At 71.9% G+C, this 23743-nt stretch carries 22 protein-coding genes; 8 read left to right on the top strand and 14 right to left on the bottom strand.

Going from position 1 to position 23743, the window contains the following annotated elements; all coding sequences use genetic code 11:
- Positions 1 to 11 precede the first annotated feature (11 nt).
- Positions 12 to 338: a DUF5955 family protein gene (locus V4Y03_RS27810; RefSeq protein WP_317877251.1), complete on the bottom strand. Its 327-nt coding sequence runs from the start codon at positions 336 to 338 to the stop codon at positions 12 to 14.
- A 185-nt stretch (positions 339 to 523) separates the two neighbouring features.
- Here V4Y03_RS27810 and V4Y03_RS27805 point away from each other — a divergent pair, with 185 nt between their 5' ends.
- The 3 genes from V4Y03_RS27805 (at position 524) to V4Y03_RS27795 (ending at position 4471) form a co-directional block, all read left to right on the top strand.
- Positions 524 to 1150, top strand: coding sequence for a nucleotidyltransferase family protein (locus V4Y03_RS27805; protein ID WP_317877252.1), 627 nt, complete (start codon positions 524 to 526; stop codon positions 1148 to 1150).
- Between the two features lie 317 nt (positions 1151 to 1467).
- Positions 1468 to 3090, top strand: coding sequence for a malate synthase A (aceB, locus tag V4Y03_RS27800; RefSeq protein ID WP_332436689.1), 1623 nt, complete (start codon positions 1468 to 1470; stop codon positions 3088 to 3090).
- A 235-nt stretch (positions 3091 to 3325) separates the two neighbouring features.
- On the top strand, positions 3326 to 4471 hold the full coding sequence (locus V4Y03_RS27795) for a GDSL-type esterase/lipase family protein (RefSeq protein ID WP_332436688.1): 1146 nt from the start codon (positions 3326 to 3328) through the stop codon (positions 4469 to 4471).
- Positions 4472 to 4514: 43 nt separating this feature from the next.
- Here V4Y03_RS27795 and V4Y03_RS27790 read toward each other — a convergent pair whose 3' ends face one another.
- From V4Y03_RS27790 to V4Y03_RS27780, 3 genes are all read right to left on the bottom strand, one after another.
- The gene (locus V4Y03_RS27790) at positions 4515 to 6305 is read right to left on the bottom strand and encodes a hypothetical protein (RefSeq protein ID WP_332436687.1); all 1791 of its coding nucleotides are present in this window, start codon (positions 6303 to 6305) and stop codon (positions 4515 to 4517) included.
- 89 nt (positions 6306 to 6394) lie between these two features.
- Positions 6395 to 7543, bottom strand: a complete 1149-nt coding sequence (locus tag V4Y03_RS27785; protein WP_332436686.1) for a beta family protein — start codon at positions 7541 to 7543, stop codon at positions 6395 to 6397.
- Between the two features lie 123 nt (positions 7544 to 7666).
- The gene (locus V4Y03_RS27780) at positions 7667 to 8638 is read right to left on the bottom strand and encodes a fibronectin type III domain-containing protein (RefSeq protein WP_332436685.1); all 972 of its coding nucleotides are present in this window, start codon (positions 8636 to 8638) and stop codon (positions 7667 to 7669) included.
- A 143-nt stretch (positions 8639 to 8781) separates the two neighbouring features.
- On the opposite strand from V4Y03_RS27780, the gene V4Y03_RS27775 reads away from it, so the two are divergent.
- Positions 8782 to 9417: a hypothetical protein gene (locus V4Y03_RS27775; RefSeq protein ID WP_332436684.1), complete on the top strand. Its 636-nt coding sequence runs from the start codon at positions 8782 to 8784 to the stop codon at positions 9415 to 9417.
- A 19-nt stretch (positions 9418 to 9436) separates the two neighbouring features.
- Here the strand turns inward: V4Y03_RS27775 and V4Y03_RS27770 are convergent, their stop codons facing one another.
- From V4Y03_RS27770 to V4Y03_RS27730, 9 genes are all read right to left on the bottom strand, one after another.
- Entirely contained in the window at positions 9437 to 10084 is a 648-nt protein-coding gene (locus tag V4Y03_RS27770; protein WP_332436683.1) for an aspartate/glutamate racemase family protein, read from the bottom strand.
- Positions 10085 to 10143: 59 nt separating this feature from the next.
- On the bottom strand, positions 10144 to 11592 hold the full coding sequence (locus V4Y03_RS27765; RefSeq protein WP_443079831.1) for a nucleobase:cation symporter-2 family protein: 1449 nt from the start codon (positions 11590 to 11592) through the stop codon (positions 10144 to 10146).
- A gap of 295 nt (positions 11593 to 11887) precedes the next feature.
- Positions 11888 to 13276 carry an 8-oxoguanine deaminase gene (locus V4Y03_RS27760; RefSeq protein WP_332436682.1) on the bottom strand — a complete coding sequence of 463 codons (1389 nt, stop codon included), beginning with the start codon at positions 13274 to 13276 and terminating at the stop codon, positions 11888 to 11890.
- A 48-nt stretch (positions 13277 to 13324) separates the two neighbouring features.
- On the bottom strand, positions 13325 to 14743 hold the full coding sequence (locus V4Y03_RS27755; protein WP_332436681.1) for a nucleobase:cation symporter-2 family protein: 1419 nt from the start codon (positions 14741 to 14743) through the stop codon (positions 13325 to 13327).
- Between the two features lie 71 nt (positions 14744 to 14814).
- Positions 14815 to 15738: a factor-independent urate hydroxylase gene (gene pucL, locus V4Y03_RS27750; protein ID WP_317875521.1), complete on the bottom strand. Its 924-nt coding sequence runs from the start codon at positions 15736 to 15738 to the stop codon at positions 14815 to 14817.
- 5 nt (positions 15739 to 15743) lie between these two features.
- Positions 15744 to 16148, bottom strand: a complete 405-nt coding sequence (gene uraH, locus V4Y03_RS27745) for a hydroxyisourate hydrolase (protein WP_332436680.1) — start codon at positions 16146 to 16148, stop codon at positions 15744 to 15746.
- On the bottom strand, positions 16145 to 16678 hold the full coding sequence (gene uraD, locus V4Y03_RS27740) for a 2-oxo-4-hydroxy-4-carboxy-5-ureidoimidazoline decarboxylase (protein ID WP_317875519.1): 534 nt from the start codon (positions 16676 to 16678) through the stop codon (positions 16145 to 16147). The genes uraH and uraD overlap by 4 nt, the downstream gene beginning before the upstream one ends.
- 155 nt (positions 16679 to 16833) lie before the next feature.
- On the bottom strand, positions 16834 to 17172 hold the full coding sequence (locus tag V4Y03_RS27735) for a helix-turn-helix domain-containing protein (RefSeq protein ID WP_317875525.1): 339 nt from the start codon (positions 17170 to 17172) through the stop codon (positions 16834 to 16836).
- A gap of 44 nt (positions 17173 to 17216) precedes the next feature.
- Positions 17217 to 17468: a hypothetical protein gene (locus tag V4Y03_RS27730; RefSeq protein ID WP_317875524.1), complete on the bottom strand. Its 252-nt coding sequence runs from the start codon at positions 17466 to 17468 to the stop codon at positions 17217 to 17219.
- Positions 17469 to 17608: 140 nt separating this feature from the next.
- Here V4Y03_RS27730 and V4Y03_RS27725 point away from each other — a divergent pair, with 140 nt between their 5' ends.
- From V4Y03_RS27725 to V4Y03_RS27715, 3 genes are all read left to right on the top strand, one after another.
- Positions 17609 to 18460, top strand: a complete 852-nt coding sequence (locus V4Y03_RS27725) for a TIM barrel protein (protein ID WP_317875518.1) — start codon at positions 17609 to 17611, stop codon at positions 18458 to 18460.
- A gap of 45 nt (positions 18461 to 18505) precedes the next feature.
- A complete protein-coding gene (locus V4Y03_RS27720) occupies positions 18506 to 19420 on the top strand; it encodes a 2-hydroxy-3-oxopropionate reductase (protein WP_332436679.1) in 915 nt (304 codons plus the stop codon).
- 187 nt (positions 19421 to 19607) lie between these two features.
- Complete coding sequence (locus V4Y03_RS27715; protein WP_332436678.1) at positions 19608 to 21065, top strand: catalase; 1458 nt, start codon at positions 19608 to 19610, stop codon at positions 21063 to 21065.
- Between the two features lie 302 nt (positions 21066 to 21367).
- On the opposite strand, the gene V4Y03_RS27710 is transcribed toward V4Y03_RS27715, so the two are convergent.
- On the bottom strand, positions 21368 to 22678 hold the full coding sequence (locus V4Y03_RS27710) for an MFS transporter (RefSeq protein ID WP_332436677.1): 1311 nt from the start codon (positions 22676 to 22678) through the stop codon (positions 21368 to 21370).
- A 70-nt stretch (positions 22679 to 22748) separates the two neighbouring features.
- On the opposite strand from V4Y03_RS27710, the gene V4Y03_RS27705 reads away from it, so the two are divergent.
- Positions 22749 to 23723, top strand: a complete 975-nt coding sequence (locus tag V4Y03_RS27705; RefSeq protein ID WP_332436676.1) for an ArsR/SmtB family transcription factor — start codon at positions 22749 to 22751, stop codon at positions 23721 to 23723.
- Positions 23724 to 23743: the final 20 nt, after the last annotated feature.

Genomic DNA, 23743 nt, shown 5'->3' with positions numbered 1-23743 from the left:
CAGCAGCCTCCTCAGCCCCCGCTCCCCCGCTCCGGCGGCGGTCCGAAGAGTTCCACCGCCCGGCGCACCCCCGCCAGCCCCGCCGCGAGCGCGCTGACGGAGCCGACCGAGCCCGCGACGAGCAGCAGGGAGCGGCGCAGCCGCCGTATCTCGGGGGCGCCGCTGAGCGCCATGGCGTCCAGCGCGGCGAGTTCGTCCTCGGCGATGCCCCGGTCGGCGAACTCGACACGGTGGGCGGCCAGTTCCCGCCTGAGCCGGGACACGGCCGACCGCAGCTCGGCCACTCTGGGGTCCACGCCCTCGCCGGTCACTCGCCTCTGTCCCACGCTTCGCAACATGGTTCTCCCCCTCGCACGACACTGTGCGCAGAACTCCACTCCGGACACTCCGAACCGGCCGTCTGGTGGTGGTCGGGCGCCGCGAGTCGCGGGTCAGTTAACTCCTTCGCCGCCCCGGCGCGCCACCCTCCGCAAGGGTGATTCGGGCGAGCGTGTCATTCCGCCTGATGAGGTAAGCAGTCCTCATGACAACCACGCACGACCGAACACCCGTCCGACCGCCCGTGGTCGCGGGCCTGCTGCTCGCCGCCGGAGGCGGGCGGCGGCTCGGGGGGCGCCCGAAGGCACTCCTTCCCCACCGCGGCCGTCCGCTCGTCGAGCACGCCGTGGGGGTGCTGCGCGCGGCCGGCTGCGAGGTGGTGCACGTGGTCCTGGGGGCCTCGGCCGATGTCGTACGGGAGCGGGCGGAGCTGCCCGGGTGCGTGCTGGTCGACAACCCGGAGTGGGCCGAGGGGATGGGCTCGTCGCTGCGGGCGGGCCTCGCGTCGCTGGCCGCCGACCCGCGCGGGGTGGACGCGGCGCTCGTGTCCCTGGTGGACCAGCCGGGGATCGGCGCGGAGGCGGTGGCGCGGGTCCGGTCGGCGTACACGTCGGGGGACACGCTGGCGGCGGCCTCGTACGACGGCCGGCGGGGCCATCCGGTGCTGTTCGGCGCCGCGCACTGGGCGGGGATCGCGGAGCTCGCGGTGGGAGACCGGGGGGCGCGGGACTATCTGGCGGCGCACCGGGATGCGATCACCCCGGTGGACTGTTCGGATGTGGCCGAGCCCTACGACATCGACACGGAGGCGGACCTGGCCCGTCTGGAGTGACACGACCGGCGCGAGGTGCCCGGCGCCCCGAGGCACACACCCGCGGCACCCACCCCGGCGACGCACCACGGAGGTGGCGTACCTGGAGTGAACGCTCTGGCACCGAGCGCCATGGTCTGTCGATCCGGAGAATCTCGACATCAACAAACCATTGAACTTCCACCATGAGGAAACTAGTATCCACTGTTCAGAAGCGTCTGCTGTTTCAGAAGGCGCTCGCGGCCGTATCTCGGCGCCTGCGGCACTCCGTGCCGTTCCGTGACGCCCGGCGGCCGCTTGGCACCGCCCGTGAAGTCCGCTGAAGGAAGTGACAGTTCATGTCCGCACCAGCGCCGTCCCCCCTGGCCGTCGTCGATGCCGAGCCCCTGCCGCGTCAGGAAGAGGTGCTCACCGAGGCCGCCCTGGCCTTCGTCGCCGAACTGCACCGGCGGTTCACCCCGCGCCGGGACGAGCTCCTCGACCGCCGAGCGGAGCGTCGCGCCGAGATCGCCCGTACGTCCACCCTGGACTTCCTGCCGGAGACCGCCGCGATCCGCGCCGACGACTCCTGGAAGGTCGCCCCCGCCCCGGCGGCCCTGAACGACCGGCGCGTCGAGATCACCGGCCCGACCGACCGCAAGATGACGATCAACGCGCTCAACTCCGGCGCCAGGGTCTGGCTCGCCGACTTCGAGGACGCCTCGGCGCCGACCTGGGAGAACGTGATCCTGGGCCAGCTCAACCTGATCGACGCGTACGCCCGGAAGATCGACTTCACGGACCCGCGCTCGGGCAAGTCGTACGCCCTCAAGCCGGCCGGCGAGCTGGCCACGGTCGTCATGCGGCCGCGCGGCTGGCACCTGGAGGAGCGCCACCTCACCTTCGACGGCCGCCCGGTGCCGGGAGCCCTGGTCGACTTCGGCCTGTACTTCTTCCACAACGCCCAGCGGCTGATCGACCTCGGCAAGGGCCCGTACTTCTACCTGCCGAAGACGGAATCGCACCTGGAGGCCCGCCTCTGGAACGACATCTTCGTCTTCGCCCAGGACTACGTCGGTATCCCGCAGGGCACCGTCCGCGCCACGGTCCTCATCGAGACGATCACGGCCGCGTACGAGATGGAGGAGATCCTCTACGAACTCCGCGACCACGCCGCCGGGTTGAACGCGGGCCGCTGGGACTACCTGTTCTCCATCGTGAAGAACTTCCGTGACGGCGGCGCCAAGTTCGTCCTGCCGGACCGCAACGCGGTCACGATGACGGCCCCGTTCATGCGCGCGTACACCGAACTCCTCGTGCGCACCTGCCACAAGCGCGGCGCGCACGCGATCGGCGGCATGGCGGCGTTCATCCCGTCCCGCCGCGACGCCGAGGTCAACAAGGTCGCCTTCGAGAAGGTCAAGGCCGACAAGGACCGCGAGGCCGGCGACGGCTTCGACGGTTCCTGGGTCGCCCACCCCGACCTGGTCCCGATCGCGATGGCCTCCTTCGACGCGGTCCTCGGCAAGAAGCCGAACCAGAAGGACCGCCTCCGCGAGGACGTCTCCGTCGCGGCCGGCGACCTCATCGCCATCGACTCGCTGGACGCGAAGCCCACGTACGCCGGCCTGGTGAGCGCCGTGCAGGTCGGCATCCGCTACATCGAGGCATGGCTGCGCGGCCTGGGCGCCGTCGCCATCTTCAACCTGATGGAGGACGCGGCCACCGCCGAGATCTCCCGCTCGCAGATCTGGCAGTGGATCAACGCCGGTGTCGTCTTCGAGAACGGCGAGCCCGCCACCCCGGAGCTGGCCCGCGCGGTCGCCGCCGAGGAACTGGCCGCCATCCGCGCCGAGATCGGCGAGGAGGCCTTCGCGGCCGGCAAGTGGCAGCAGGCGCACGACCTGCTGCTGCACGTCTCCCTCGACGCGGACTACGCGGACTTCCTGACGCTGCCCGCCTACGAGCAGCTGGTCGGCTGACCCACCGCGTCGGCCGTCCGCACAGCGGCCGCACACCGTCCGATCAGGGCTCCGCCTCCGGTGACGCACATCGCCGGGGGCGGAGCCCTGCCGCGTTCCCGGTTGCCTCACAGGTGACGTGACGGAACCGAGATATGCAACTACCTAGCGGTAACAAGCCGGGGGGTGACAGATTCCGCCATGCCACCGGCCGGCGGCTGTCCCCCACGTCACTGCGTACCGCAGGAGCACAGCCATGCCTTCGACCCCCCACCGCGCGCTGCGCGCACTCCTGGCACTGTGTACCGCCGCCGGGCTGGCCTCCCTCGCCGCCCCGGCCGCCCATGCCTCCCCCGGCACCGGGCCCACCGCCGTCGTCACCATGGGCGACAGCTACATCTCCGGCGAGGCCGGCCGCTGGCAGGGCAACAGCCTGGCCAACTCCGGCAGCCGCAACGGCACCGACCGCGCCTGGACGGGCAGCGGATACGACCCGTCCCGGGTGTACGGCTCCACCGCGGGCGGCTGCGACCGCTCGGACACCGCCGAGGTGAGGAGCGCGGGCCCGATCGCGGGCTCCCTGATCAACCTGGCCTGCTCCGGCGCGACCACGCGGAACGTCTTCCGGGCCTCGCGGGGCGGCCAGTCCTACAAGGGCGAGGCACCGCAGGCCGACCAGCTGGCGGCGGTCGCCGCCGCGAACGACGTGAAGCTGATCGCCCTCTCGATCGGCGGCAACGACCTCGGGTTCGCGGACGTCATCACCACCTGCGCCACCGACTACATCGTCTGGTACTCGTACTGCCACGACGACCAGCAGGCCGAGGTGGACGCGAGGATCGACGGCGTCATGGCGGACGTCGGCCGCTCGGTCGACGAGATCAGGGCCGTCATGGCGGGCGCCGGCTACGGCTCCTCCGACTACCGGATCGTCCTCCAGTCGTACCCCTCCCCCATCCCCCGCGCCGCCGACAACCGCTACGGGGAGAGCGGCTGGTCCCGTACGAACACCGGCGGCTGCCCGTTCTGGAACGCCGACTCCGACTGGGCCCGCGACTCCCTCGTCCCCCAGCTCGCCGACCGCCTGAAGGGCGTCGCCACCGCCAAGGGCGTCCAGTTCCTGGACCTCCGGGACGCGCTCCAGGGCCGTGAGGTCTGCGCGAAGGCGAGCCGCCAGGTGACCTCGACGGCGCCCGCCTCGGGCACGACGAGCGAGTGGGCGCGCTGGATCGACAGCCAGAGCACCCAGGGCCTCGTCCAGGAGTCCATGCACCCCAACGCCTACGGACAGCAGGCCCTCGGCCGCTGCCTGGCCCTGGTCAACGCCCGCCCGACGGGCAACCAGAGCTGCCGGAACACGGCGGGGGCGGGCCCGTCGGCGATGTATCTGACAGCGGGTTGACGGACCCTGGCCACGGCACGGGACGGATCGGGCCGGGGACCCGCTACGGCATGAGACCGAGCGGGCCGAGGACCCGCTCCGTCTCGTGGCGGTCCGCCGCGGCCATCGCCCGGAGCAGGGCGGCGGAACCGCCCGGCCAGGCGGCGGCGGCCGTGTCGAAGGCGGTACGGCGCGACTCCAGGGGCCCCTTCTTCGCGGGCAGCGCGTCGAGCACGAACAGCGCCCGCGCCGAGGTCCCTACCTGGACGAGGTCGGAGGGCTCGCCCCGCGCCCGCAGGGCCTGGTGGGCGTACGCGCCGATCACGGGGTCCCGAAGGGCGCCGCGCAGGGCCTCGGGCGGGGCGGAAGCGGTGTCGAGGACGGCGAAGAGGCCCCGGGTGGCGGCGGCGTCGGAGCCGCCGGCGTGGACGGTGCCGAGGGCCGCGAGCAGTTCGGACCAGGCTTCGACGGTGTCACCGCGCGCGTGGAGCCGGTCGGCGAGCACGCGCCCGGCGACACAGCCGGGCCAGCCCGCGGCGGCGGCCACCACGTCGGCCGCGGCCCACGACCTGACCTCCTCGGCGTCGGGCGCGGCGATCCCGCGCACCCCGAGCAGATAGCGCACGACGCCCGCACCGCGCGGGGTGAGCCCGAAGGCGTCGCCGGTGCGGAAGACCAGGCCGGTGGCGGCGAGCCGGTCGAGAACGGCGGCCAGTTCGCGGGCGGGCCCCTCCAGAGCGGCGCGGTCGGCCTCGGTCAGCCCGGCGGAGCCGAGGAGGCGGACGAGCTCGGGCAGCGGCGGGACGGTGTACGGGCCGGCCGCCTCGGCCGGTACCGGTACGGGCAGGTCCTCAAGCGCCGGGTCGACGGCCCGGTCCTCGTACTCGGCGGCCTTGCGGACGACGGACTCGGCGGAGCAGCCGCGCCGGTAGACCACATACAGCAGATGGGGCGCCTCCCCGCCGTAGGGCTCGAACTCCTCCTCGGTGAGTTCCTCCACGAGGGTGATGAGGGTGTCCGCGTCCTCCTCGACGGGTACGGGCCCGGCCTCGATCGCGGGCGGCGGGGGTACGGGGACGGCGACGTCCCCGTAGTGGTCGAGGTGTTCGTCGAGAAGGGCGTCGGCCAGGACGAGGTGCGGGAAGGCCTCGGGTCCGGGAGCGAAGCGCGCGTACGGCCCGGAGAGCTGCTCGGCGAGCCCGGCGGCGGTCCACCGGTCCCGGAGCGCCGCCGCCACCTGCCCGATGCCGGTCGCGACGGCGTGGTCGGTGAGCAGCGGCCCGACGGCGGGCGGCTCCTCGGCGTCCCGTACGTACGCGCGCGCGAGGGCCTCGGCGAGGAGGACGTCCGCGAGGGCCGTGCGTCCCATGAGGTCGGCCCGGTGCACACCGGCGGGCAGCGGCGCCCCGTCGAGCGCGGCGAGCCTGCGGCGCACGTCATCGGGATCGGCGAGATCGGCCCCGCAGGTCCGCAGCAGCGAGGCGTACCAGCGGTGCCAGGTCAGATTCCCCGGATCGGTCATGGCCCGCTCGAAGTCGGCGGCGGCCTCCCGGACGACGGCGCCGATCCGCTCGCCCCGCCCCCCGTCGAACCGCGCGGCGAGCCGCGCGAGCACGGCCGGGTAGGCGTCCAGCGTCCCGGGCGGCGCGTACACGAAGATCGGCAGATCCTCGACGAGCAGCTGCCGCACCAGCCCCGGCGTGGGCTCGGGCACCCCACTGCCCCGATCGGCCCCCCGCAGAGCCAGAAGCCCCAGCACCACCTCGGCGGCACGCACGAAGACGGGATCACGGCACTCGGCGCTTCCGTCGAGGAAACTGTCGAGCCCGGTGTTGGTGAGAACGGTCTCGGCCACGCTTCCCAGGGTAGTTCGACGGGGACGAATCGGGCGGGCGACGCAGGCGGGGCGGAGCGGGAATCGGCGGAGCGGTGGAGACGAGGGGGTCACGGGCGTCTTCGCAGGGCGCGGACGACCTGGGCCAGGTGCTGGACATGGCCGGTGCGCAGCCAGACCTCCGGACCGCCCGCCCCGGAGCCGCGCACTCCGGCACGCACCCCGCCTGCTGCCCCGCCGGCCGCGCAGGAGTCGAGCCAGCGTTCCCCGGCACTGAACTCCGCGCCCCGGAAGCCCTCCGCGTGCACGATCTCCCGGACCAGCGCGCGGATCGCGTCCGCGTGGTCGGGCCCCCGGGTGGGCACCCGCGCCAGGAGGAAGGTGCGCTCGGTCGTGTACCGGACGACTCCCCAGGGGGAACCCCCGCCCGCGTCCACGGGCCGGTCGGCGCTCGCGGCGTGGTCGGCGCCGTAGTCGCCGTACACGACGCGCAGGGCCGGGTGGTGGGTCCCGTCGACGAGCATGTGCCAGATGTCCCAGTCGAATCGGTGCGCCTCCGCGAGCGGTGCTCCGTAGTCCTCGGGGTACGTACGGGGGAAGGAACCGGCCAGCACGACGACCGTGCGCCAGCGATGGAGGGGGCCGAGGAGGCCGAGGGCGCGCAGCGCCCACTTCTCCGCGGGGTGGTGCTCGTCGTCCACGGCGCCCAGGTCGAGCAGCAGGTCCACGGGGCAGCGCGCGAAGGCGATCCGGTCCAGGAGGAGGCGGACCCGGTCCCTCAGCCGCTCGTCGGGGAGAGCGGTCAGGAAGACGCGGACGCCGAGGCCGTGCCCGCTCAGCCGAGCGGCCTCGGCGCAGGCCGTCTGTTGTCCGGGGGCCCGACCGACACCCGTCACCGGCCGGAGCGGGGTGCTCCCGGGGCCCGGCCCGAACGCGGCGGCCAGGGCCCCCGGCTCGTCCTCGACATGGAAGGTGTCCACCCAGGCGGGCAGGCCTCCCTGAACCCTTTCGATCGCGTTCAGGGTGGTCCGCAGGTGGTCGGCGAGCGCGACGGGGTCGGGGTCGAGCGGTCGGCGCGGTCGCATCCCCATGGTGCGGTCCCTTCCGGACCGGGGCGGGACGGTCCACAGGGGCGCCACGCGCGCGCGTACCACCGGCGCCGACTTCTCGTACGCGCCGAGCGCACTCCGGCGCGCGGGCAGGGCGGGTACGTAGAGCGGCTCGGACGACGGGTCCTCGGACATCGGGTCTTCGGACATCGGGTCTTCGGACATCGGCTCGGACATCGGCGCCCCCCAGCGGCCCGCTGCATCCCCTGTTCGCAGGGTGAGGGGCGGCGGGGCGAGGCGAAAGGGTGCACTTCCGGCCAATGCCTGTCGGAGTCAGCGCACCACCACCGTTCTCGGCGCCGAGAAGTCGCCCCAGGTGCCGTCCGGGAGTTGGGCGCGGAGGGTGAGGGTGTAGCGGGTGCCCGGGGGGTCCTGGACCGGGAAGGTGTAGGTGGCGCGGCCTGGGGGCGGGGTGTTGCCCCAGACGATCGTGGTGGCGAAGCGGCCGTTGAGGTGGAGTTCGTGGTGGGTCACCGGGGCGCCGGTGGGGGGCGGGGTCCAGGTGACCGTGATCTCGCCCTCGGCCGCGGTGACGGCGAGGTTCGTGGGGGCGGTGTTCACGGGGGCGCCCGGTGAGGGGGCCGTGGTGAGGTCGGCGGGGGCGCTGTCCGGGGAGGAGTTCTCGGCGGCGTCGCGGGCGCGGACGGTGAAGGCGTAGGCGGTGCCGGGGCGCAGACCGGTGAGGTGGGCGGTGGTGGCGGTGCCGGGCACGGTGTGGATGCGGGTGTCGGCCCGGTAGACGTCGTACGCGGTGACCCTGGTGTCGTCCCGGGCCGGGTTCCAGCGGAGGGTCGCGGCGCGGCTGCCGTCGGCGGTGACGCGGAGGGCGGACGGAGTGGTGGGCGGCGTACGGTCCTCGGCGACGGCGCGGAGGGTGGTGGCGGTGACGGTGGCACTCGGGGGCGAGGTGTTGCCGGCGGCGTCCCGGGCTCGGACGGTGAAGCGGTGGCGGGTGGCGGGGGCGAGTCCGGCCACGTCGGTCATCAGCGTGGTGGCCGGGAGGTCCTTGAGCTTGCGGTCCTCGCTGTAGACCGCGTAGCCGGTGACGGCCCGGTCGTCGGTGGCCGCGCTCCACATGACGTGGACGGTGGCCGCGCTGCCGGCCGTGGCGGTGACTCCGGTCGGGGCGGTGGGGGCGCGGACGTCCTTCGCCGCGGGCACGGCGGCCCCGGAACAGGCGGTGAGGGCGACCGCGAGGGTGAGTGCGAGGGTGGTCAACAGGCTTGCGGCGAGCGGTCGTTGCACGGGCCGGCCTCCGTCCGTCGAAAAGGTCCAGACCTATATCGCACAGGGGGGCCGATCCCGGCAAGAGGACGTCGGCGAGGGCGTTGTCAGTGGCGTGCGCTTCACTGGGAACATCACTCTCCGTAGTCGATTCAGGGGGAATCATGACGGACCGTACGACCTATGTGACGCTCTCCGGGGTACGTCGGCGCGGCTGGACCGACACGATGGTCCGCGACCTGCTCGGCACGCCCGACGTCCAGGGCCGCGACCCGCGCCGGTGGTCCCTCGCGCCCGTCCGGCTCTACCTCCTCGCCCGGGTCCAGACGGTGGAGCGGACACCCGAGTTCGCGGAGACCTCGGCACTCGCCCCCGGGCGCTCCGCCGCCGCCGGGGCCTACGCCGAGCGGCGCCGGGCGGCCGTGCTGACCGCGATCCGCGCGGAACCGATCGAGGTCCCGCGCCTGCCCGGCCCCGAACTGGAGCGGCGGGCGGTGCGCCACCGACAACTCCTCGGGGCGCGGAGCCCGGGGACGAAGCAGGGCACTGCCACCACCGCCTCCACTCCTCCCTCCGCCCCCGCATCGCCCGGGGTCCCCTCCGGGGCGCTCGTGCGCTGGCAGGTGAGCTACCTGCGGCAGGCTCTCTCCCGCTACGAGGCCCTGCTCGACGGGTTGTACGGCGAGACCGGGCGCGGCGAGGCCGAGCGGCTGCTGCGGTGGCGGCTCTACGAGGCCATCGCCGCCGCCTACCCGGCGCTGGCCGGCGAGTGCCGACGGCGGATCGCGGTCGAGCGGTGAGCGGACGGCGCCTCCGGCCTCAGCCGGTCAGGAGGCCTTCGACCGCGCGGCAGGCCGCCGGGATCGGGGCGACGATCCTGGCCGCGCAGCGGGTGCGGAGTTCCTCGGCGGCCTCGCCCAGCGGGCCGCCGCCGATGACGACGGCCCGCGCCCCGTCCCGCTCGACGCAGGCACGCACGGCACCCTCCAGCCGGGCGACGAGCAAATCCGGTTCCGCGGAGAGGTGTTCGGGGGTTCCGGTGGTGAGGCGCAGTCCCGTGTACCGGTCGGCGAGGCCGAGGGCCGTCACCTGTGCGGTGATGGCGTCGGCCAGGAGCGGTGTGGTGGTGGCGATGCCGAAGGGGGTCCCGTCGGCGGCGGCCTCCTTGAGCGCGGCCTCGCCCAGGCCCACCACGGGGACGTCGGTGGCCGCGCGCAGCGCCGCGAGGCCCGGGTCCCCGAAGGCGCCGACGAGGAGCGCGGCGCAGTCGCCGCCGCCGAGGGCGCGGAGGCCGGCGGCGAGGACCTCGGGGGCGGCGGCGCGCAGGGCGGCGGGATCGGTGAGCATGCGCGGGCCCCTGGCGACGGTCACTCCCCGGACGCGCAGGGCCGGGTGCAGGCTCCGCCGGGCGAGGGCGGTCATCATCGCGGTCGTGGCGGCGGAGCTGTTGGGGTTGATCAGCACCACGGCCCCGGGCCCCGCGGCGTGCGCGGGGACCGGGGCGTCGGGTGGGGTGACGGGCGGGTTCAGTGGACGTGCGCCGCCTTCGCCGTACTCCTGCCGGAGATCTCCTCGCCCGGTTCCATCGGCGCGGTGACCTCGTCGGCGTCCCGGCCCCGGCCCAGGTGGTTGAAGACCACGTTGAGCAGGACCGCGGTGACGCAGCCGGTCGAGATGCCCGAGTCCAGGATGATCTTCGCCGTCTCCGGGAAGGCGTGGTAGAACTCCGGCGCGGTGATCGGGATGATGCCGACGGCCAGGGAGACGGCCACGATGAGGACGTTGTTGTCCTTCTCCAGGCCGGCCTTGACCAGGGTCTGGATGCCGCTGGCGGCGACCGAGCCGAAGAGGACGACGCCCGCGCCGCCGAGGACCGGCCGGGGGACGACCGAGATCAGCGAGGCGGCGACCGGCGAGAGGCCCATCAGGACCAGGAAGCCACCACCGCAGGCGACGACGAAGCGGCTGCGGATCCGGGTCATGGCGACCAGGCCGATGTTCTGTGCGAAGGCGCTGCACATGAAGCCGTTGAAGAGCGGGCTGATCGCGGAGCCGAGGGTGTCGGCGCGCAGTCCGGCCGCGATGGTCTTCTCGTCGGCCGGCCGGTCGACGATCTCGCCGAGGGCCAGCATGTCGGCGGTCGACTCGGTCATCGAGACCAGCATGACCACGCACATGGAGATGATCGCGGCGAGCGCGAACTGCGGGGCGCCGAAGTGGAACGGCGACGGGAAGCCGACGATGTCCGCCTCGGTCACCGGGGAGAAGTCGGTGACGCCGAAGGGTATGGCGATGGCCGTGCCGATGACGAGGCCGACGAGGACGGCGATCTGCTTGAGGAAGCCGCGGGTGAAGCGGCGCAGCAGCAGGACGACGACCAGGGTGATACCGGCCAGGGACAGGAAGGTGGTCGAACCGTAGTCCGCCGCCTTGGGGTTGGGCCCCTGGGCCCAGCCGAACGCGACCGGGAGGAGGGAGACACCTATGAGGGTGATGACGGTGCCCGTGACGACCGGCGGGAAGAACCGCACCAGCCGGGAGAACCAGGGGGCGGCGAGGAAGCCGAGGAGTCCGGCGACGATGATCGCGCCGAAGATCACGGGAAGCGCGTCGGCCTTGTTCCCGGTGGTGTCGACGATGGCGAGCATCGGCGCGACACCGGCGAAGGTGACGCCGTTGACGAACGGCAGCCGGGCGCCGATCTTCCAGACCCCGAGCGTCTGGAGGAAGGTCGCGAGGCCGGCCGTGAAGAGGCTGGCGCCGGTCAGGAAGGTGAGTTCGGTGCCGGAGAGGCCGACGGCCGCTCCGACGATCAGGGGCGGGGCGACGACGCCCGCGTACATGGCGGCCACATGCTGGAGGCCGCTGGTGAGCATCTTCAGTGGGGGCAGCGTCTCGTCGACCGGATGCGTCTCACGGTCGTCGGGGGCGGAGCCTGCTTCTTGTGCATTGCGAACCTGGGGCTTGGCGGCCACGGCGGTTCCTCCGGTCGGGTACGCGTCGGCGGTGACACGGGTGTCAGGGAGGTGGTGCGATGCGGTGCGAGGTGCAGGAGGTGCGGCTCGTTGCGGGGGTGGTGCGGTGCGCGCGGGGAGGTACTGCGGCGCGGGGACGGTGGGCCCGGTGGGGGTGCGGGCGTGCGTCACCTTCCCGGGAGGCGCTGTACGGCTTCTGCGTACGGCACCTCCCGGGCCGGCTGCCGCGGACCCCGCTCGGGTCCGCGGCGACCGACCGAGGGCCGTCCCCCTCGGTCGGACTTCATGGGGAAGGTCAGGCCTGGGCCACGATGCGGGCCAGGCGCTGCGCCTCCGCGCGAGCGTCGCGCGCGATGGTGTCCTCGTCGACGGTGAGCAGGTGGTCGTTCTCGACGATCTGCTTGCCGTTGACGAAGGAGGCCGTGACCGGGGCCGCCGCGCCGAAGACGATGGCGGTGACCGGGTCGGCGATCGTGGAGTGGCCGAGGCCGTCGATCTTCCAGAGGACGAAGTCGGCGAGCTTGCCGGCCTCCAGGGAGCCGATGCTGTCGGCGCGGCCGAGGACCTGCGCGCCGCCGTAGGTGCCGAGGCGCAGGGCCTGGCGGGCGTTGAGCGCGGACTCGCGGCGGGCGCCGAGGCGGTTGATCAGGAGCGCGTTGCGCAGCTCGGTGTGCAGCTCGCCGGACTCGTTGGAGGCGGTGCCGTCGACGCCGAGGCCGACCGGTACGCCCGCCTTCAGCATGTCGGGGACGCGCGCGATGCCGGCGGCGAGGCGTGCGTTGGAGGAGGGGCAGTGCGCGACACCAGTCTTGGTGCGGGCGAACGCGGCGATGTCGGAGTCGTTCATGTGGACGCAGTGCGCCATCCACACGTCCTCGCCGAGGAAGCCGGTGGACTCGAAGTAGTCCGTCGGGCCCATCCCGAAGAGCTCGTGGCAGAACTTCTCCTCCTCCACGGTCTCCGAGCCGTGGGTGTGCATGCGCACACCGAGGCGACGGCCAAGCGCGGCGCCCTCCCGGAGGAGTTCGGTGGAGATGGAGAAGGGAGAACAGGGGGCGACGGCGACCTGGGTCATCGCGTCGAAGGAGGCGTCGTGGAACTTCTTGACCGTCTCCTCGGTCGCGGCGAGCGCGCCCTCGGTGGTCTCGACGGCGAAGTCCGGCGGCAGGCCGCCGTCCTTCTCGCTGCGGTCCATGGAGCCGCGGGCGAGGGTGAAGCGGACACCCATCTCGGAGGCGGCGCCGATGATGGCGCCGGACAGGTCACCGGAGTTCACCGGGTACACGTAGTGGTGGTCCATGGCGGTGGTGACACCACCGCGGGCCATCATCGCCAGCGAGCCCCGGGCGGCGGCGCGCACCATCTGCTCGTCGATCCGCGCCCAGGTCGGGTAGAGGGCGACGAGCCAGTCGAAGAGGTTGTGGTCGGTCGCCAGCCCCCGGGTGATCCACTGGTAGAAGTGGTGGTGGGTGTTGACGAGACCGGGCGTGACGAGGTGGCCGGTGGCGTCGATGCGCCGGACCACGTTCTCCAGGCCCTCGGGAGCCTTCCCGGCGCCGATGGACTCGATCCTGTTGTCCGCGACGACGAGGTGGCCGGAGGCGTACTCGGTGTCGTTCGCGTCCACGGTCGCGATCGCCGCGTTCTCGATGACGATGCGCCGGACTGCCGAAGGTGCTGCCATGGCGGTGCTTCCTTCATTCCTCGGGGATGGTGTGGGCACGGCAGGACCCTAGGAGGATTTGAGTGCCGGAGCCGGGTGACGGCTCCGGGTGCCGAGATGGTGGAAGAACAGATTCAGCAGGACGGCGACGAGCGCGCCCGCGCTGATGCCGGAGCCGAGCACGGTCTGCGCCCAGGCCGGGAACTCGGCGTAGAAGGTGGGCGCGGCGAGCGGGATGATGCCCGCTCCGAGCGCGACGGCCACCAGGATGATGTTGGAGCTGTCGTCGAGTCCGGCTTCCGACAGGGTGCGGATGCCGCTGACCGCGATCGAGCCGAAGAGGACGATGCCGGCGCCGCCGAGGACGGGCATCGGGACCATGGAGACGACCGCGCCGAGGACGGGGAAGGCACCGAGGACGATCAGGGCGCCGCCGGCGACGGCGACCACGTACCGGGAGCGCACCCGGGTCAGCGAGACGACGCCGACGTTCTGGGCGAAGGCCGAGGTCGGGAAGCCGCCGAAGACGGGGCCGAGCAGGGTGGCGATGCCGTCGGTGCGCAAGCCCCGGGTGATGGTCTTCCCGTCGCTGCGCCGCTCGCAGATCTCGCCGAGGGCGAGCATGCCGGCGCTGGACTCGGTCATGAGCACCAGCATGACGATGCACAGGGAGAGGATGGCGGCGGGCTGGAACTCGGGGGCGCCGAAGGCGAAAGGGGCGGGCAGGGCCGCGAGGGGCGCCTCGCGCAGGGCGCTGAAGTCGGCCATCCCGAAGGGGATCGCGGCGATGGTACCGATGAACAGGCCGAGCAGCAGGGCGATCTGCTTGACGAAGCCCTTGCCGAAGCGCTGGAAGAGCAGGATGACGACGAGGGTGAAGCCGGCGAGCGCCAGGTACTTCATGGCACCGAAGTCGGCGGCGGTCCGGTCGCCGCCCTGGGCCCAGCCGACGGGCACGGGCATCAGGGTGACCCCGATGAGGGTGATCACGACGCCGGTGACGAGCGGCGGGAAGAAGCGGAGGAGCCGGCCGAAGAAGGGGCCGACGGCGAGGCAGAAGACTCCGGCGACCATCACCGCGCCGTAGATGGCGGGGAGTTGGTGACCGGGGGCGCTGGTCTCGGCGATGGCGAGCATCGGGGCGATTCCGGCGGAGGAGGCGGCGTTGACGAACGGGAGCCGGTTTCCGGCGAAGCGTCCGATGCCGAGGGTCTGCAGGATGGTCGCGCAGCCGGCGATGAGCAGGCCGGCCGCGATGAGCCGGGTCATCCCGGCCGCGTCCAGGCCGACGGCCTGGCCGATGATGAGCGGAGGGGTGACGACGCCGGCGTACATGGCGGCGATGTGCTGGAGTGCCGCGGGGACGAGCCGCGAGGCGGGGAGCTTCTCGTCCACCGGGTGGCATGCGGCCGAGGCCGGACCCGGGGTGGACGGAGGGGTGGAACACGGGCCTTCGGCGGTTGCCGGCCCCTTTGCAGGCTGTGCCATGAGATTCCCTCCGGTCTGGTGCGGCCCCCGCCCGACTGCGGGCGGGCGGGGGCCGGTCACTCAGATGCCGCTTAGAGGTTGGTCATGTCGACCGGGATCTGCGCCGTGGCTCCGTCGCGGAGGACGGTGGCCTCGATGAGGCCGTACATGCGGTCGGCGGCGTAGTAGACCTCGTTGTCGTTCTTCAGGCCGAAGGGCTCGAGGTCGACCAGGAAGTGGTGCTTGTTCGGGAGCGAGAAGCGGACTTCGTCGATCTCCGAGCGGTGGTTGATGATGCGCGTGGCCATCTGGTACAGCGTCTGCTGGAGGGAGTACGAGTACGTCTCCGAGAAGGCCTCGAGCATGTGCTTCCTGGTCTGCTCGTAGGACCGCTCCCAGTTCGGCATGCGCTGGTCGTCGTCGGTCCAGTTGAACCGCCAGCGGGCGGACACCTGCGTGGCCAGGATGCGGTCGTACGCCTCCTGGAGCGTCGTGTACTGGTCCTTGATGTAGCCCCAGAACTCCGAGTTGGTGGAGTTCATGACGACGAGGTCCTTGAGACCGGAGATGATCTCCCAGGTCCGGCCGTCGTAGGTGATCTGGGTGACCCGGGTCTCCTGGCCCTTGCGGGCGAAGGAGTGGTTGACCTCGTCGGCGCCGATGAACTTGGAGTTGGCCTCGGAGGACGCGATGCGCTCCCAGGAGTACTCCTCTATCCGGATGCGCGCCTTCTTGATCGGCTCCTGGCTCGTCACGAAGTGGCGGGCGAGGTGGATGCCGAACTGCTCGGCGGACTCGATCCCGTACTTCTTGGCGAACGCGAAGACGGTGTTCTTCGTCGTGTCGGTGGGGAGGCAGTGGGCGTTCGAGCCGGTGAGGTGTACGTCGTCGAGGTCGCCGGAGAGGGCGACGGAGACGTTCAGGTCCTTGATGTGGTGGGTGTCGCCGTCCCGCGTGATCTTGACGACGCGGTTCTCTGCTTTGCCGTACTGGTTCTGGCCGAGAATCGTGGGCATGTCTGCTAGCTCCCTCGGTATACGGAGTAGCCGAACGGGTTGAGCAGCAGCGGTACGTGGTAATGCTCGCCCGGGGTGACGGCGAAAGTGATCGCCACCTCGGGGAAGAACGCACCGCTGTCCCTTACGCGGGGGGCGTCCTGCTGCGCCTCGGCTTGCTTCTTGAAACTGTGCTGATGGGAGAAGTACGTCTCGACCTGGAAGTCGAGTCGTACGTGGGTGGTGCCTTCCGGCAGCGCCGGCAAGTCCTTGCAGCGTCCGTCCGCGTCGGTGGCCGAACCGCCGAGCGCGACCCACTCCGCGTCGAAGCCGCCACGGGCCGCGAGCGTGACGGCCACGCCCTCGGCGGGGCGGCCGACGCTGGTGTCCAGGATGTGCGTGGACACCGAGGCCGTGGTGTCGGTGCTCATGCGGAGCTCTCTTCCTCGGAGGTCTCGGAGGTCTCTACGAGACGGGTCAGCCGGATTCGGTTGATCTTGCCCAGTTCGGTGCGGACGATCTCCCGCTCCGCCTCGGGCGAGTTCTCGATCCGCTCCCGGAGCGCGTCGCGCATCTGCTCGCCGGTCCTGCCGGTGGCGCAGATGAGGAAGACGTGACCGAACCTGTCCTGGTAGGCCAGGTTGAGGTCGAGCATCTCGGTCTTGAGCTGATCGGAGGCGCCGGCCATTCCGCTCTGTTCGCGGGAGGAGGTCGGGTCCCCTGCCTTCGGACGACCGATCGGCGGGTGCCCCGCCATCGCCTCGGCGAGGTCCTCGGCGGTCAGCTCGGCCATGGCGGCGTCACTGGCGAGGAAGAGAGCTTCGGCGGTGGAGTACGGGCGCTGGGCGAGGACCTTGCTCCCCCACGCCGAACTGGAACACACCTCGTGGAGCGCGGCGACGGCCTCGCTGTCCGCCGAGGTGTTGAACCGGGTGAGACCCGGTGTCGTACCTGAAGTCACGGGAAGCCTCCGTGGCTGTTTTTCGCTGTGCGTCGGACGGGCTGCGGATAGCTAACGCCCTCCACAACACAACGTCAACACTTTGTTGAAAACTCGGCCACGCAAAAGCCGTCGTCCCGACATCTGGACGACGGCTTGTGGTCTCAGGTGATCAACTAGTCGCCCTTGGCGGCCTTTTCCCTGTTCAGGGCGGTCTCCCTGTTGAGGTAGTTGTACACGGTGAAGCGGCTGACACCGAGTGCACCGGCCACCGTCTCCACTCCATGGCGCACCGAGAAGGCGCCGCGCGCCTCCAGCAGCCGTACCGCCTCCTGTTTGGCCTTGCGGTCGAGTTCGGCCAGCGGCACCCCGTGCCGCCGCTCCATCGCCGCGAGGATGTGATCGAGGGATTCGGACAGCTGGGGCAGCCGTACGGCGAGGACGTCCTCGCCCTCCCAGGACAGGACGACGTCGTCGGCCTCCGCCTGCGCGGGGACCAGCAGCTCGCCGCCCATGGCGTCGACCAGGGGCTTCACCGCCGCCACCAACGGGTGCTCGCTCACTTCTCCCCCTCACCGATCACATTGACCTGGAGCGAGACGCGGGTGGCGCCGGCCGCGAGCGACCTGCGCAGCAGCGAGTCGACCGCGGTGAGCACCGCGTCGGCGCCACCTTCCGCCGTATTGCCGAAGGGGCCGACATCGACCGCGTCCAGTTCGGCCGACTGGATGACCTCACGAGCTACGACCGCGTGCGCCGGGGCCTCGTCGAGGTCGAACGGCTCGGTCGTGAACTCCACTCTCAAACGCACCATGGCCCCAAACTACGGCCCCGATCCGGCCTGCGGCAGCCCCGGACCTGCGGGGACCTCTTGACAAGCGAGGCAACCCCCTTGCAACATTCCGTCAGACAGAAACTTACTTCCGCGATACGGAAGGAGCGCCGCCCCTCATGGCCCGCTTCTCAGTAGGCGCCGGCTCGGACCAGCGCTTCGATGTGAACCTGTCGATCCTCTTCACGGAACTCCCGCTCCTGGAGCGCCCCGCGGCCGCCGCCGCGGCGGGCTTCACCGCGGTCGAGCTGTGGTGGCCCTGGATCGACACCGCCACCCCCGAGCAGAGCGAGCTCGACGCCCTCAAGAAGGCTCTTGAGGACGCCGGCACCCAGCTGGTGGGACTGAACTTCTACGCCGGGCAGCTGCCCGGCCCGGACCGCGGGGCCCTCTCCGTACCGGGTGAGGAGTCGGACCGCTTCCGCGCCAACATCGAGGTGGCGGCCGACTTCGCCGCCTCGGTCGGCTGCAAGGCGCTCAACGCGCTCTACGGCAACCGTGTGGAGGGCGTCGCCCCCCGGATCCAGGACACCCTCGCCCTGGAGAACCTGGTCCTGGCCGCCCGCGCCGCCGACCGGGTGGGAGCGATCCTCCTCGTCGAGACCCTCAACAAGCCGGAGTCACCGCTCTACCCGCTGGTGAGCGCCCCCTCGGCCATCGAGGTCATCGACAAGGTCAACGCGGCCACCGGACTCGGCAACGCCAAGTTCCTCCTCGACATCTACCACCTGTCGATGAACGGCGAGGACGTCAGCCAGGTCATCGCGGAGTACGCGGCCAAGACCGGCCACGTCCAGATCGCGGACAACCCGGGCCGCGGCGCGCCGGGCACCGGCGACCTGCCCCTGGAGCAGCTCCTCGACGAGCTGAGGAAGGCCGGTTACGACGGCTGGATCGGCCTGGAGTACAAGGCCGCCGACGCCGCCGCCTCCTTCGAGTGGCTGCCCGCCGAAGCCCGCCCGGCCCGCTGACGCAGGCCCCCTCCCCCGTATCACCTTGTTTTGAGAGGCACCCTCATGAGCAATCTCGCTGACTCCTCCCAGCCCACCCGCCCGGCGATCGCATGGATCGGCCTCGGCATCATGGGCTCCCCCATGTCCGAGAACCTCATCAAGGCCGGCTACTCGGTCACCGGCTTCACCCTTGAGCAGGACAAGCTGGACCGCCTGACCGAGGCCGGCGGCACCTCCGCCGGATCGATCGCCGAGGCCGTCCAGGACGCCGACGTCATCATCACGATGGTGCCCGCCTCCCCGCAGGTCGAGGCCATCTCGTACGGCCCTGCCGGCATCCTGGAGAACGCCAAGCAGGGCGCGCTGATCGTCGACATGTCGTCGATCACCCCCCAGACCTCGGTCGACCTGGCCAAGAACGCCGCCGAGAAGGGCATCCGCGTCATCGACGCCCCGGTGTCCGGCGGCGAGGCCGGCGCCATCGAGGCGGTGCTCTCGATCATGGTCGGTGGCGAGCAGGCCGACTTCGACGAGGCCCTCCCGATCCTGGAGGCCCTCGGCAAGACCATCGTGCTCTGTGGCCCGCACGGCTCCGGCCAGACGGTGAAGGCCGCCAACCAGCTGATCGTCGCGGTCAACATCCAGGCCTGCGCCGAGGCCGTCGTCTTCCTCGAGAAGTCCGGCGTGAACCTCCAGGCCGCCCTGGACGTCCTCAACGGCGGTCTGGCCGGCTCGACCGTGCTGACCCGCAAGAAGGACAACTTCCTGAACCGGGACTTCAAGCCCGGCTTCCGGATCGACCTGCACCACAAGGACATGGGCATCGTCACCGACGCCGCCCGCAACGTCGGCGCGGCCCTCCCGGTCGGCGCGGTCGTCGCCCAGTTGGTCGCCTCGCTGCGCGCCCAGGGTGACGGCGGCCTGGACCACTCGGCCCTGCTGCGCGCCGTCGAGCGCCTCTCCGGCCAGCAGGTCTGACCCACCACCCCCTCGCGGGGCCCCCGGATTTCCGGTCGGCGGCGGCGCTGACAACCTGTCCTGTCGCGCCCAGGCGTCGCCGCCGACCGGAACACCACACTTCCTTTTCAACAAACTGTTGACGTCACGTTCGAGCCGAATTTACGCTCCTCGGACCGTCAGCAGAGCTCCCGTACGGAAGGTCACGATGTCGAAGCGCGTGCTTACGACCGAGTCCGGCGCCCCCGTCGCCGACAACCAGAACTCCGCCACCGCCGGCGTCGGTGGCCCGATCCTCCTCCAGGACCAGCACCTGCTGGAGAAGCTCGCGCGCTTCAACCGTGAGCGGATCCCGGAGCGCGTGGTCCACGCCCGCGGCTCCGGCGCGTACGGCTACTTCGAGGTGACCGACGACGTCACCGCCTACACGAAGGCCGGCTTCCTCGGCGAGGTCGGCAAGAAGACCGAGACCTTCATCCGCTTCTCCACCGTGGCCGACTCGCTCGGCGGCGCGGACGCGGTGCGCGACCCCCGCGGTTTCGCCCTGAAGTTCTACACCGAAGAGGGCAACTACGACCTCGTCGGCAACAACACCCCGGTGTTCTTCATCAAGGACCCGATCAAGTTCCCCGACTTCATCCACTCCCAGAAGCGCGACCCCTTCACGGGCAAGCAGGAGGCGGACAACGTCTGGGACTTCTGGGCGCACGCCCCCGAGGCCACCCACCAGATCACCTGGCTCATGGGTGACCGCGGCATCCCGGCCTCGTACCGTCACATGAACGGCTACGGCTCCCACACCTACCAGTGGAGCAACGAGGCGGGCGAGGCCTTCTTCGTCAAGTACCACTTCAAGACGAACCAGGGCGTCCGCAGCCTCTCCGCCGACCAGGCCGCCGAGCTCGTCGGCAAGGACGCCAACTCGCACCAGACCGACCTGCTCCAGGCGATCGAGCGCGGTGTCAGCCCCTCCTGGACCCTCTACGTCCAGGTGATGCCGGCCACCGAGGCCGCGGACTACCGCTTCAACCCCTTCGACCTCACCAAGGTCTGGCCGCACAGCGACTACCCGCTGCAGCGCGTCGGCCGGCTGGTCCTCGACCGCAACCCGGACAACGTCTTCGCCGAGGTCGAGCAGGCCGCGTTCTCCCCGAACAACTTCGTCCCGGGCATCGGCCCCTCGCCGGACAAGATGCTCCAGGGCCGCCTGTTCGCTTACGCGGACGCCCACCGCTACCGCCTCGGCGTGAACCACACCCAGCTGCCGGTGAACGCCCCCAAGGCGACCGTGGCCGAGAACTACGGCCGCGACGGCGCCATGGCCACCCGCCAGGGCTCGCGCCACGACAAGAACTACGAGCCCAACTCGTACCAGGGCCCGGCCCAGACCGACGCGGCGCTCTCCGCCCCGCTCGCCGTCCACGGCTGGACCGGCACCCACGCGGCGCCCGCGCACACCAAGGACGACGACTTCTTCCAGGCCGGTGAGCTCTACCGCCTGATGTCCGAGGACGAGAAGGGCCGTCTGATCGCCAACATCGCCGGCGGTCTGTCCCAGGTGTCCCGCGAGGACGTCATCGAGAAGAACCTCGCGCACTTCGCCGCCGCCGACGCGGACTACGGCAAGCGCGTGGCCGAGGCGGTCCGCGCCCTGCGCGAGGACTGAACCTCAAGGAACACCCAGACTGCGTACGGCACCTGACGGGAGGTCAGTGCCGTACGTGGTCCGGATCGCCGGCCCGGATGAGGGGTGGCCGGTGGACCGGACAAGCGTGAGGACCGCGGCGGCGCCGAGCCAGTGCGGTGGTAAGGGCATGAGGCCCCCCTTCTTGACCTGAAAGAAGGGGTGCGCCGGCCGCCCGTCGGTGCCGCCGCGGTCCCAACGCCCCTCCTACGGGGGGGAACTTCCCCAAGACTCCGCCCGGCGGTGCGAACGTCCTGTCGCGCCGGCCTCGTACCGTCGGGCGGTCACTGGCTGGAGAGCGTGGAACCAGGTTTACGGTCCCTGGTTCCGCGCTCTTCTTCATTTCCGGGCTCTTCTTCGCTTCCGGGCGCTTCTTCGCTTCCGGGCGCTTCTTCGCTTCCGGGCGCTTCTTCGCTTCCGGGCTCCGCGGCGGGCCGCCGCGCCCCCCGGTCGGCCCACGCCAGCCCGAGCGTCACCGCGAGCGAGACGACGGCGAGCACCACCATCGCCGTGCGCGGGGACGTGTACTGCGCGAGGGTTCCGGCGAGCGCCGCGCTCACCCCCTGGAGGGCGATCATTCCGGAGGAGTGCAGACCGAGCGCGTGGCCGGACAGTTCCTCCGGCACGAGGGTCATCAGCCGCTCCTGGTGCAGGAGGCTCGCCCCGTACCCGACCGCCGAGACCGTCACCGCGAGCAGCGCCAGCGGCAGTGGCGGGTCGAGCGCGAACAGTAGGAAAGGCGCCGCCAGTTGCGCCTGGAGAGGGAAGCGGACGCGGCCCCGCAGCCGGGACGGCAGAAAGCGGCCGACGACGGTGTCCCCCACCAGCATCCCGAACGCCGCACAGGCGAAGAGCAGCCCGGCGCGCTCGGGGGCGTACGGCACGAAGAGCGACTCGCAGCCCACGATCAGGCCGTTGGGCACCCAGAGGGCCAGATAGGTCCGGCGGCGGGCGGGCAGGGACCACAGCCGCGCGTTGGTGCGCCAGGTCTCGGCGACCGAGGCCCGGCCCGCGGCGCGCGGCGGACGCGCCCCGAGGCCGAAGCGGGCGAGGAGCGCGGCGGCGAGGTAGAGCCCCGCGCCCACGAGGACCGTGCCGCGCGGCGAGAGCAGCGCGATCAGGACGCCGCCGGCGGCGAAGCCACCGATCTGGCTGATGCCGACGGCCATGTTGGTCACCGAGCGGCCCAGCAGGAACGCCTCGCGGGGCAGGATCTCGTTGAGGAGCCCGTACCGCACCCCGCCGCCGAGGGAGGCGGCGAGCCCCTCGGCGAAGAGGATCGCGAAGAACGCCCAGGTCGGCAGCCCGGGGATCGCCAGGGCGGCGGTGCCCAGGGCGAAGAAGAGCCCGATCCCGGCCATCGCGGCGCGCGGCGGCACCCGGTCGGCGGCGGAGAGCAGGGTGGTCGCGCCGAGCAGCTGGGCGAGCGAGGGCCCGAAGAGCGCGAGCGCCGCGAGGAACGGAGAGCCGGTCGCGCGGTAGACGAGCGTGGCGAGGCCGAGCCCGGCGACGGTCTGGGCGGCGATGTGCGCGGAACCGGTGAGGAAGAGCGGGGTGAACTCGGGGATCCGGAAGAGATCGCGGTAGCGGGGCATGCGGGGAGTCTCGGGCGCGGACCCGGGTCCCGATATTGTTTCGCGGAGAAGCGAAACGACGGGGGCCGGTATGGGCTGGTGGCAGATCGGCACGGACTCCCTCGCCGGGAGCAGATTCGTCGTCTCGCCGCTCGCCGAGACGGTCGCCGCGCTCCAGACCCTGCACGCGGCGACCGGCGCCCACCCGGGCGAGCGGGCCTGGCTGGCCGCCCGTCTGCCCGCCTACCGGGCCCGGCTGGCCGCCGAACCGCTCGACGCACTGCTCGTCCGGGCGGCCATCGGGCCCACCTGGAACGCCGACTTCCTGACGCCGACCCCGACGGGTGACCGCGAGCGGTCGTTCGAGGAGGAGGTCGAGGCGGTCCGTGTGGTCGAACCCGCCGACGCCGTACCGCAGTTGGAGGTCGCCGTCGGGGGTCCCGTACCGGAGCCGCTGCGGTCGGCGCGGGACCTGCCGCACCGGCTCGCCGGCGTCCTGGAGTGGGTGTGGCGGGAGACGGTGCTGCCTGACTGGGCGCGTCGGCGCCGGGTCCTTGAGGCCGACGTGGTGGCGCGGACCGCGCAGCTGGCGCGGGACGGCTGGGCGGCGGCGCTCGACGAGCTGTGCCCGGGGAAGATGCGCTGGCTGGGCGACGGGCGGCTTCAGGTCAACCCCCGCGCGTATCCGCCGAGACGGTTCGACGGCGGCCGGCTGCTCTTCGTCCCGGTGACACCGAACAAGGGCTGGGTGTCCTGGGAGGGCTCGGAACGGTCCGCGATCGTGTACGCGTGCTCCGGCGCCCTGACGGACGCGACGGGACCGGTCGTACCCGAGGCGCTCGGCGCGCTGCTCGGAACGGCGCGCGCCGGGGTCCTCGTACGGCTCGAATCGCCCAAGTCCACCAGCCAGTTGGTGGCGCTCACCGGTCAGGGCCTCGGCTCGGTGGGCCGCCATCTGAAGGTGCTGCTCGACGCCGGGCTCGTACGGCGGGGGCGGGCGGGCCGCTCGGTCCTGTACGAGTGGACGGAGGCGGGCGCGGTGCTCGTACGGGCACGGAAGGGGTGAGACCCCCGCCCCGGTGCTCG

This window comes from Streptomyces sp. P9-A4 (genome assembly GCF_036634195.1).
In the GTDB taxonomy this organism is placed as follows: domain Bacteria; phylum Actinomycetota; class Actinomycetes; order Streptomycetales; family Streptomycetaceae; genus Streptomyces.
Note: the sequence above shows the minus strand (reverse complement) of the source record. Positions and strands in the feature narration are given on the sequence as shown.

Excerpts from the sequence above, each read along its gene's own strand:
- V4Y03_RS27810 (WP_317877251.1), bottom strand. The coding sequence starts at position 338 with ATGTTGCGAAGCGTGGGACAGAGGCGAGTGACCGGCGAGGGCGTGGAC.
- V4Y03_RS27805 (WP_317877252.1), top strand. The coding sequence starts at position 524 with ATGACAACCACGCACGACCGAACACCCGTCCGACCGCCCGTGGTCGCG.
- aceB (WP_332436689.1), top strand. The coding sequence starts at position 1,468 with ATGTCCGCACCAGCGCCGTCCCCCCTGGCCGTCGTCGATGCCGAGCCC.
- V4Y03_RS27795 (WP_332436688.1), top strand. The coding sequence starts at position 3,326 with ATGCCTTCGACCCCCCACCGCGCGCTGCGCGCACTCCTGGCACTGTGT.
- V4Y03_RS27785 (WP_332436686.1), bottom strand. The coding sequence starts at position 7,543 with ATGTCCGAAGACCCGATGTCCGAGGACCCGTCGTCCGAGCCGCTCTAC.
- V4Y03_RS27775 (WP_332436684.1), top strand. The coding sequence starts at position 8,782 with ATGACGGACCGTACGACCTATGTGACGCTCTCCGGGGTACGTCGGCGC.
- V4Y03_RS27760 (WP_332436682.1), bottom strand. The coding sequence starts at position 13,276 with ATGGCAGCACCTTCGGCAGTCCGGCGCATCGTCATCGAGAACGCGGCG.
- V4Y03_RS27755 (WP_332436681.1), bottom strand. The coding sequence starts at position 14,743 with ATGGCACAGCCTGCAAAGGGGCCGGCAACCGCCGAAGGCCCGTGTTCC.
- pucL (WP_317875521.1), bottom strand. The coding sequence starts at position 15,738 with ATGCCCACGATTCTCGGCCAGAACCAGTACGGCAAAGCAGAGAACCGC.
- uraH (WP_332436680.1), bottom strand. The coding sequence starts at position 16,148 with ATGAGCACCGACACCACGGCCTCGGTGTCCACGCACATCCTGGACACC.
- V4Y03_RS27735 (WP_317875525.1), bottom strand. The coding sequence starts at position 17,172 with ATGGGCGGCGAGCTGCTGGTCCCCGCGCAGGCGGAGGCCGACGACGTC.
- V4Y03_RS27725 (WP_317875518.1), top strand. The coding sequence starts at position 17,609 with ATGGCCCGCTTCTCAGTAGGCGCCGGCTCGGACCAGCGCTTCGATGTG.
- V4Y03_RS27720 (WP_332436679.1), top strand. The coding sequence starts at position 18,506 with ATGAGCAATCTCGCTGACTCCTCCCAGCCCACCCGCCCGGCGATCGCA.
- V4Y03_RS27715 (WP_332436678.1), top strand. The coding sequence starts at position 19,608 with ATGTCGAAGCGCGTGCTTACGACCGAGTCCGGCGCCCCCGTCGCCGAC.
- V4Y03_RS27710 (WP_332436677.1), bottom strand. The coding sequence starts at position 22,678 with ATGCCCCGCTACCGCGATCTCTTCCGGATCCCCGAGTTCACCCCGCTC.
- V4Y03_RS27705 (WP_332436676.1), top strand. The coding sequence starts at position 22,749 with ATGGGCTGGTGGCAGATCGGCACGGACTCCCTCGCCGGGAGCAGATTC.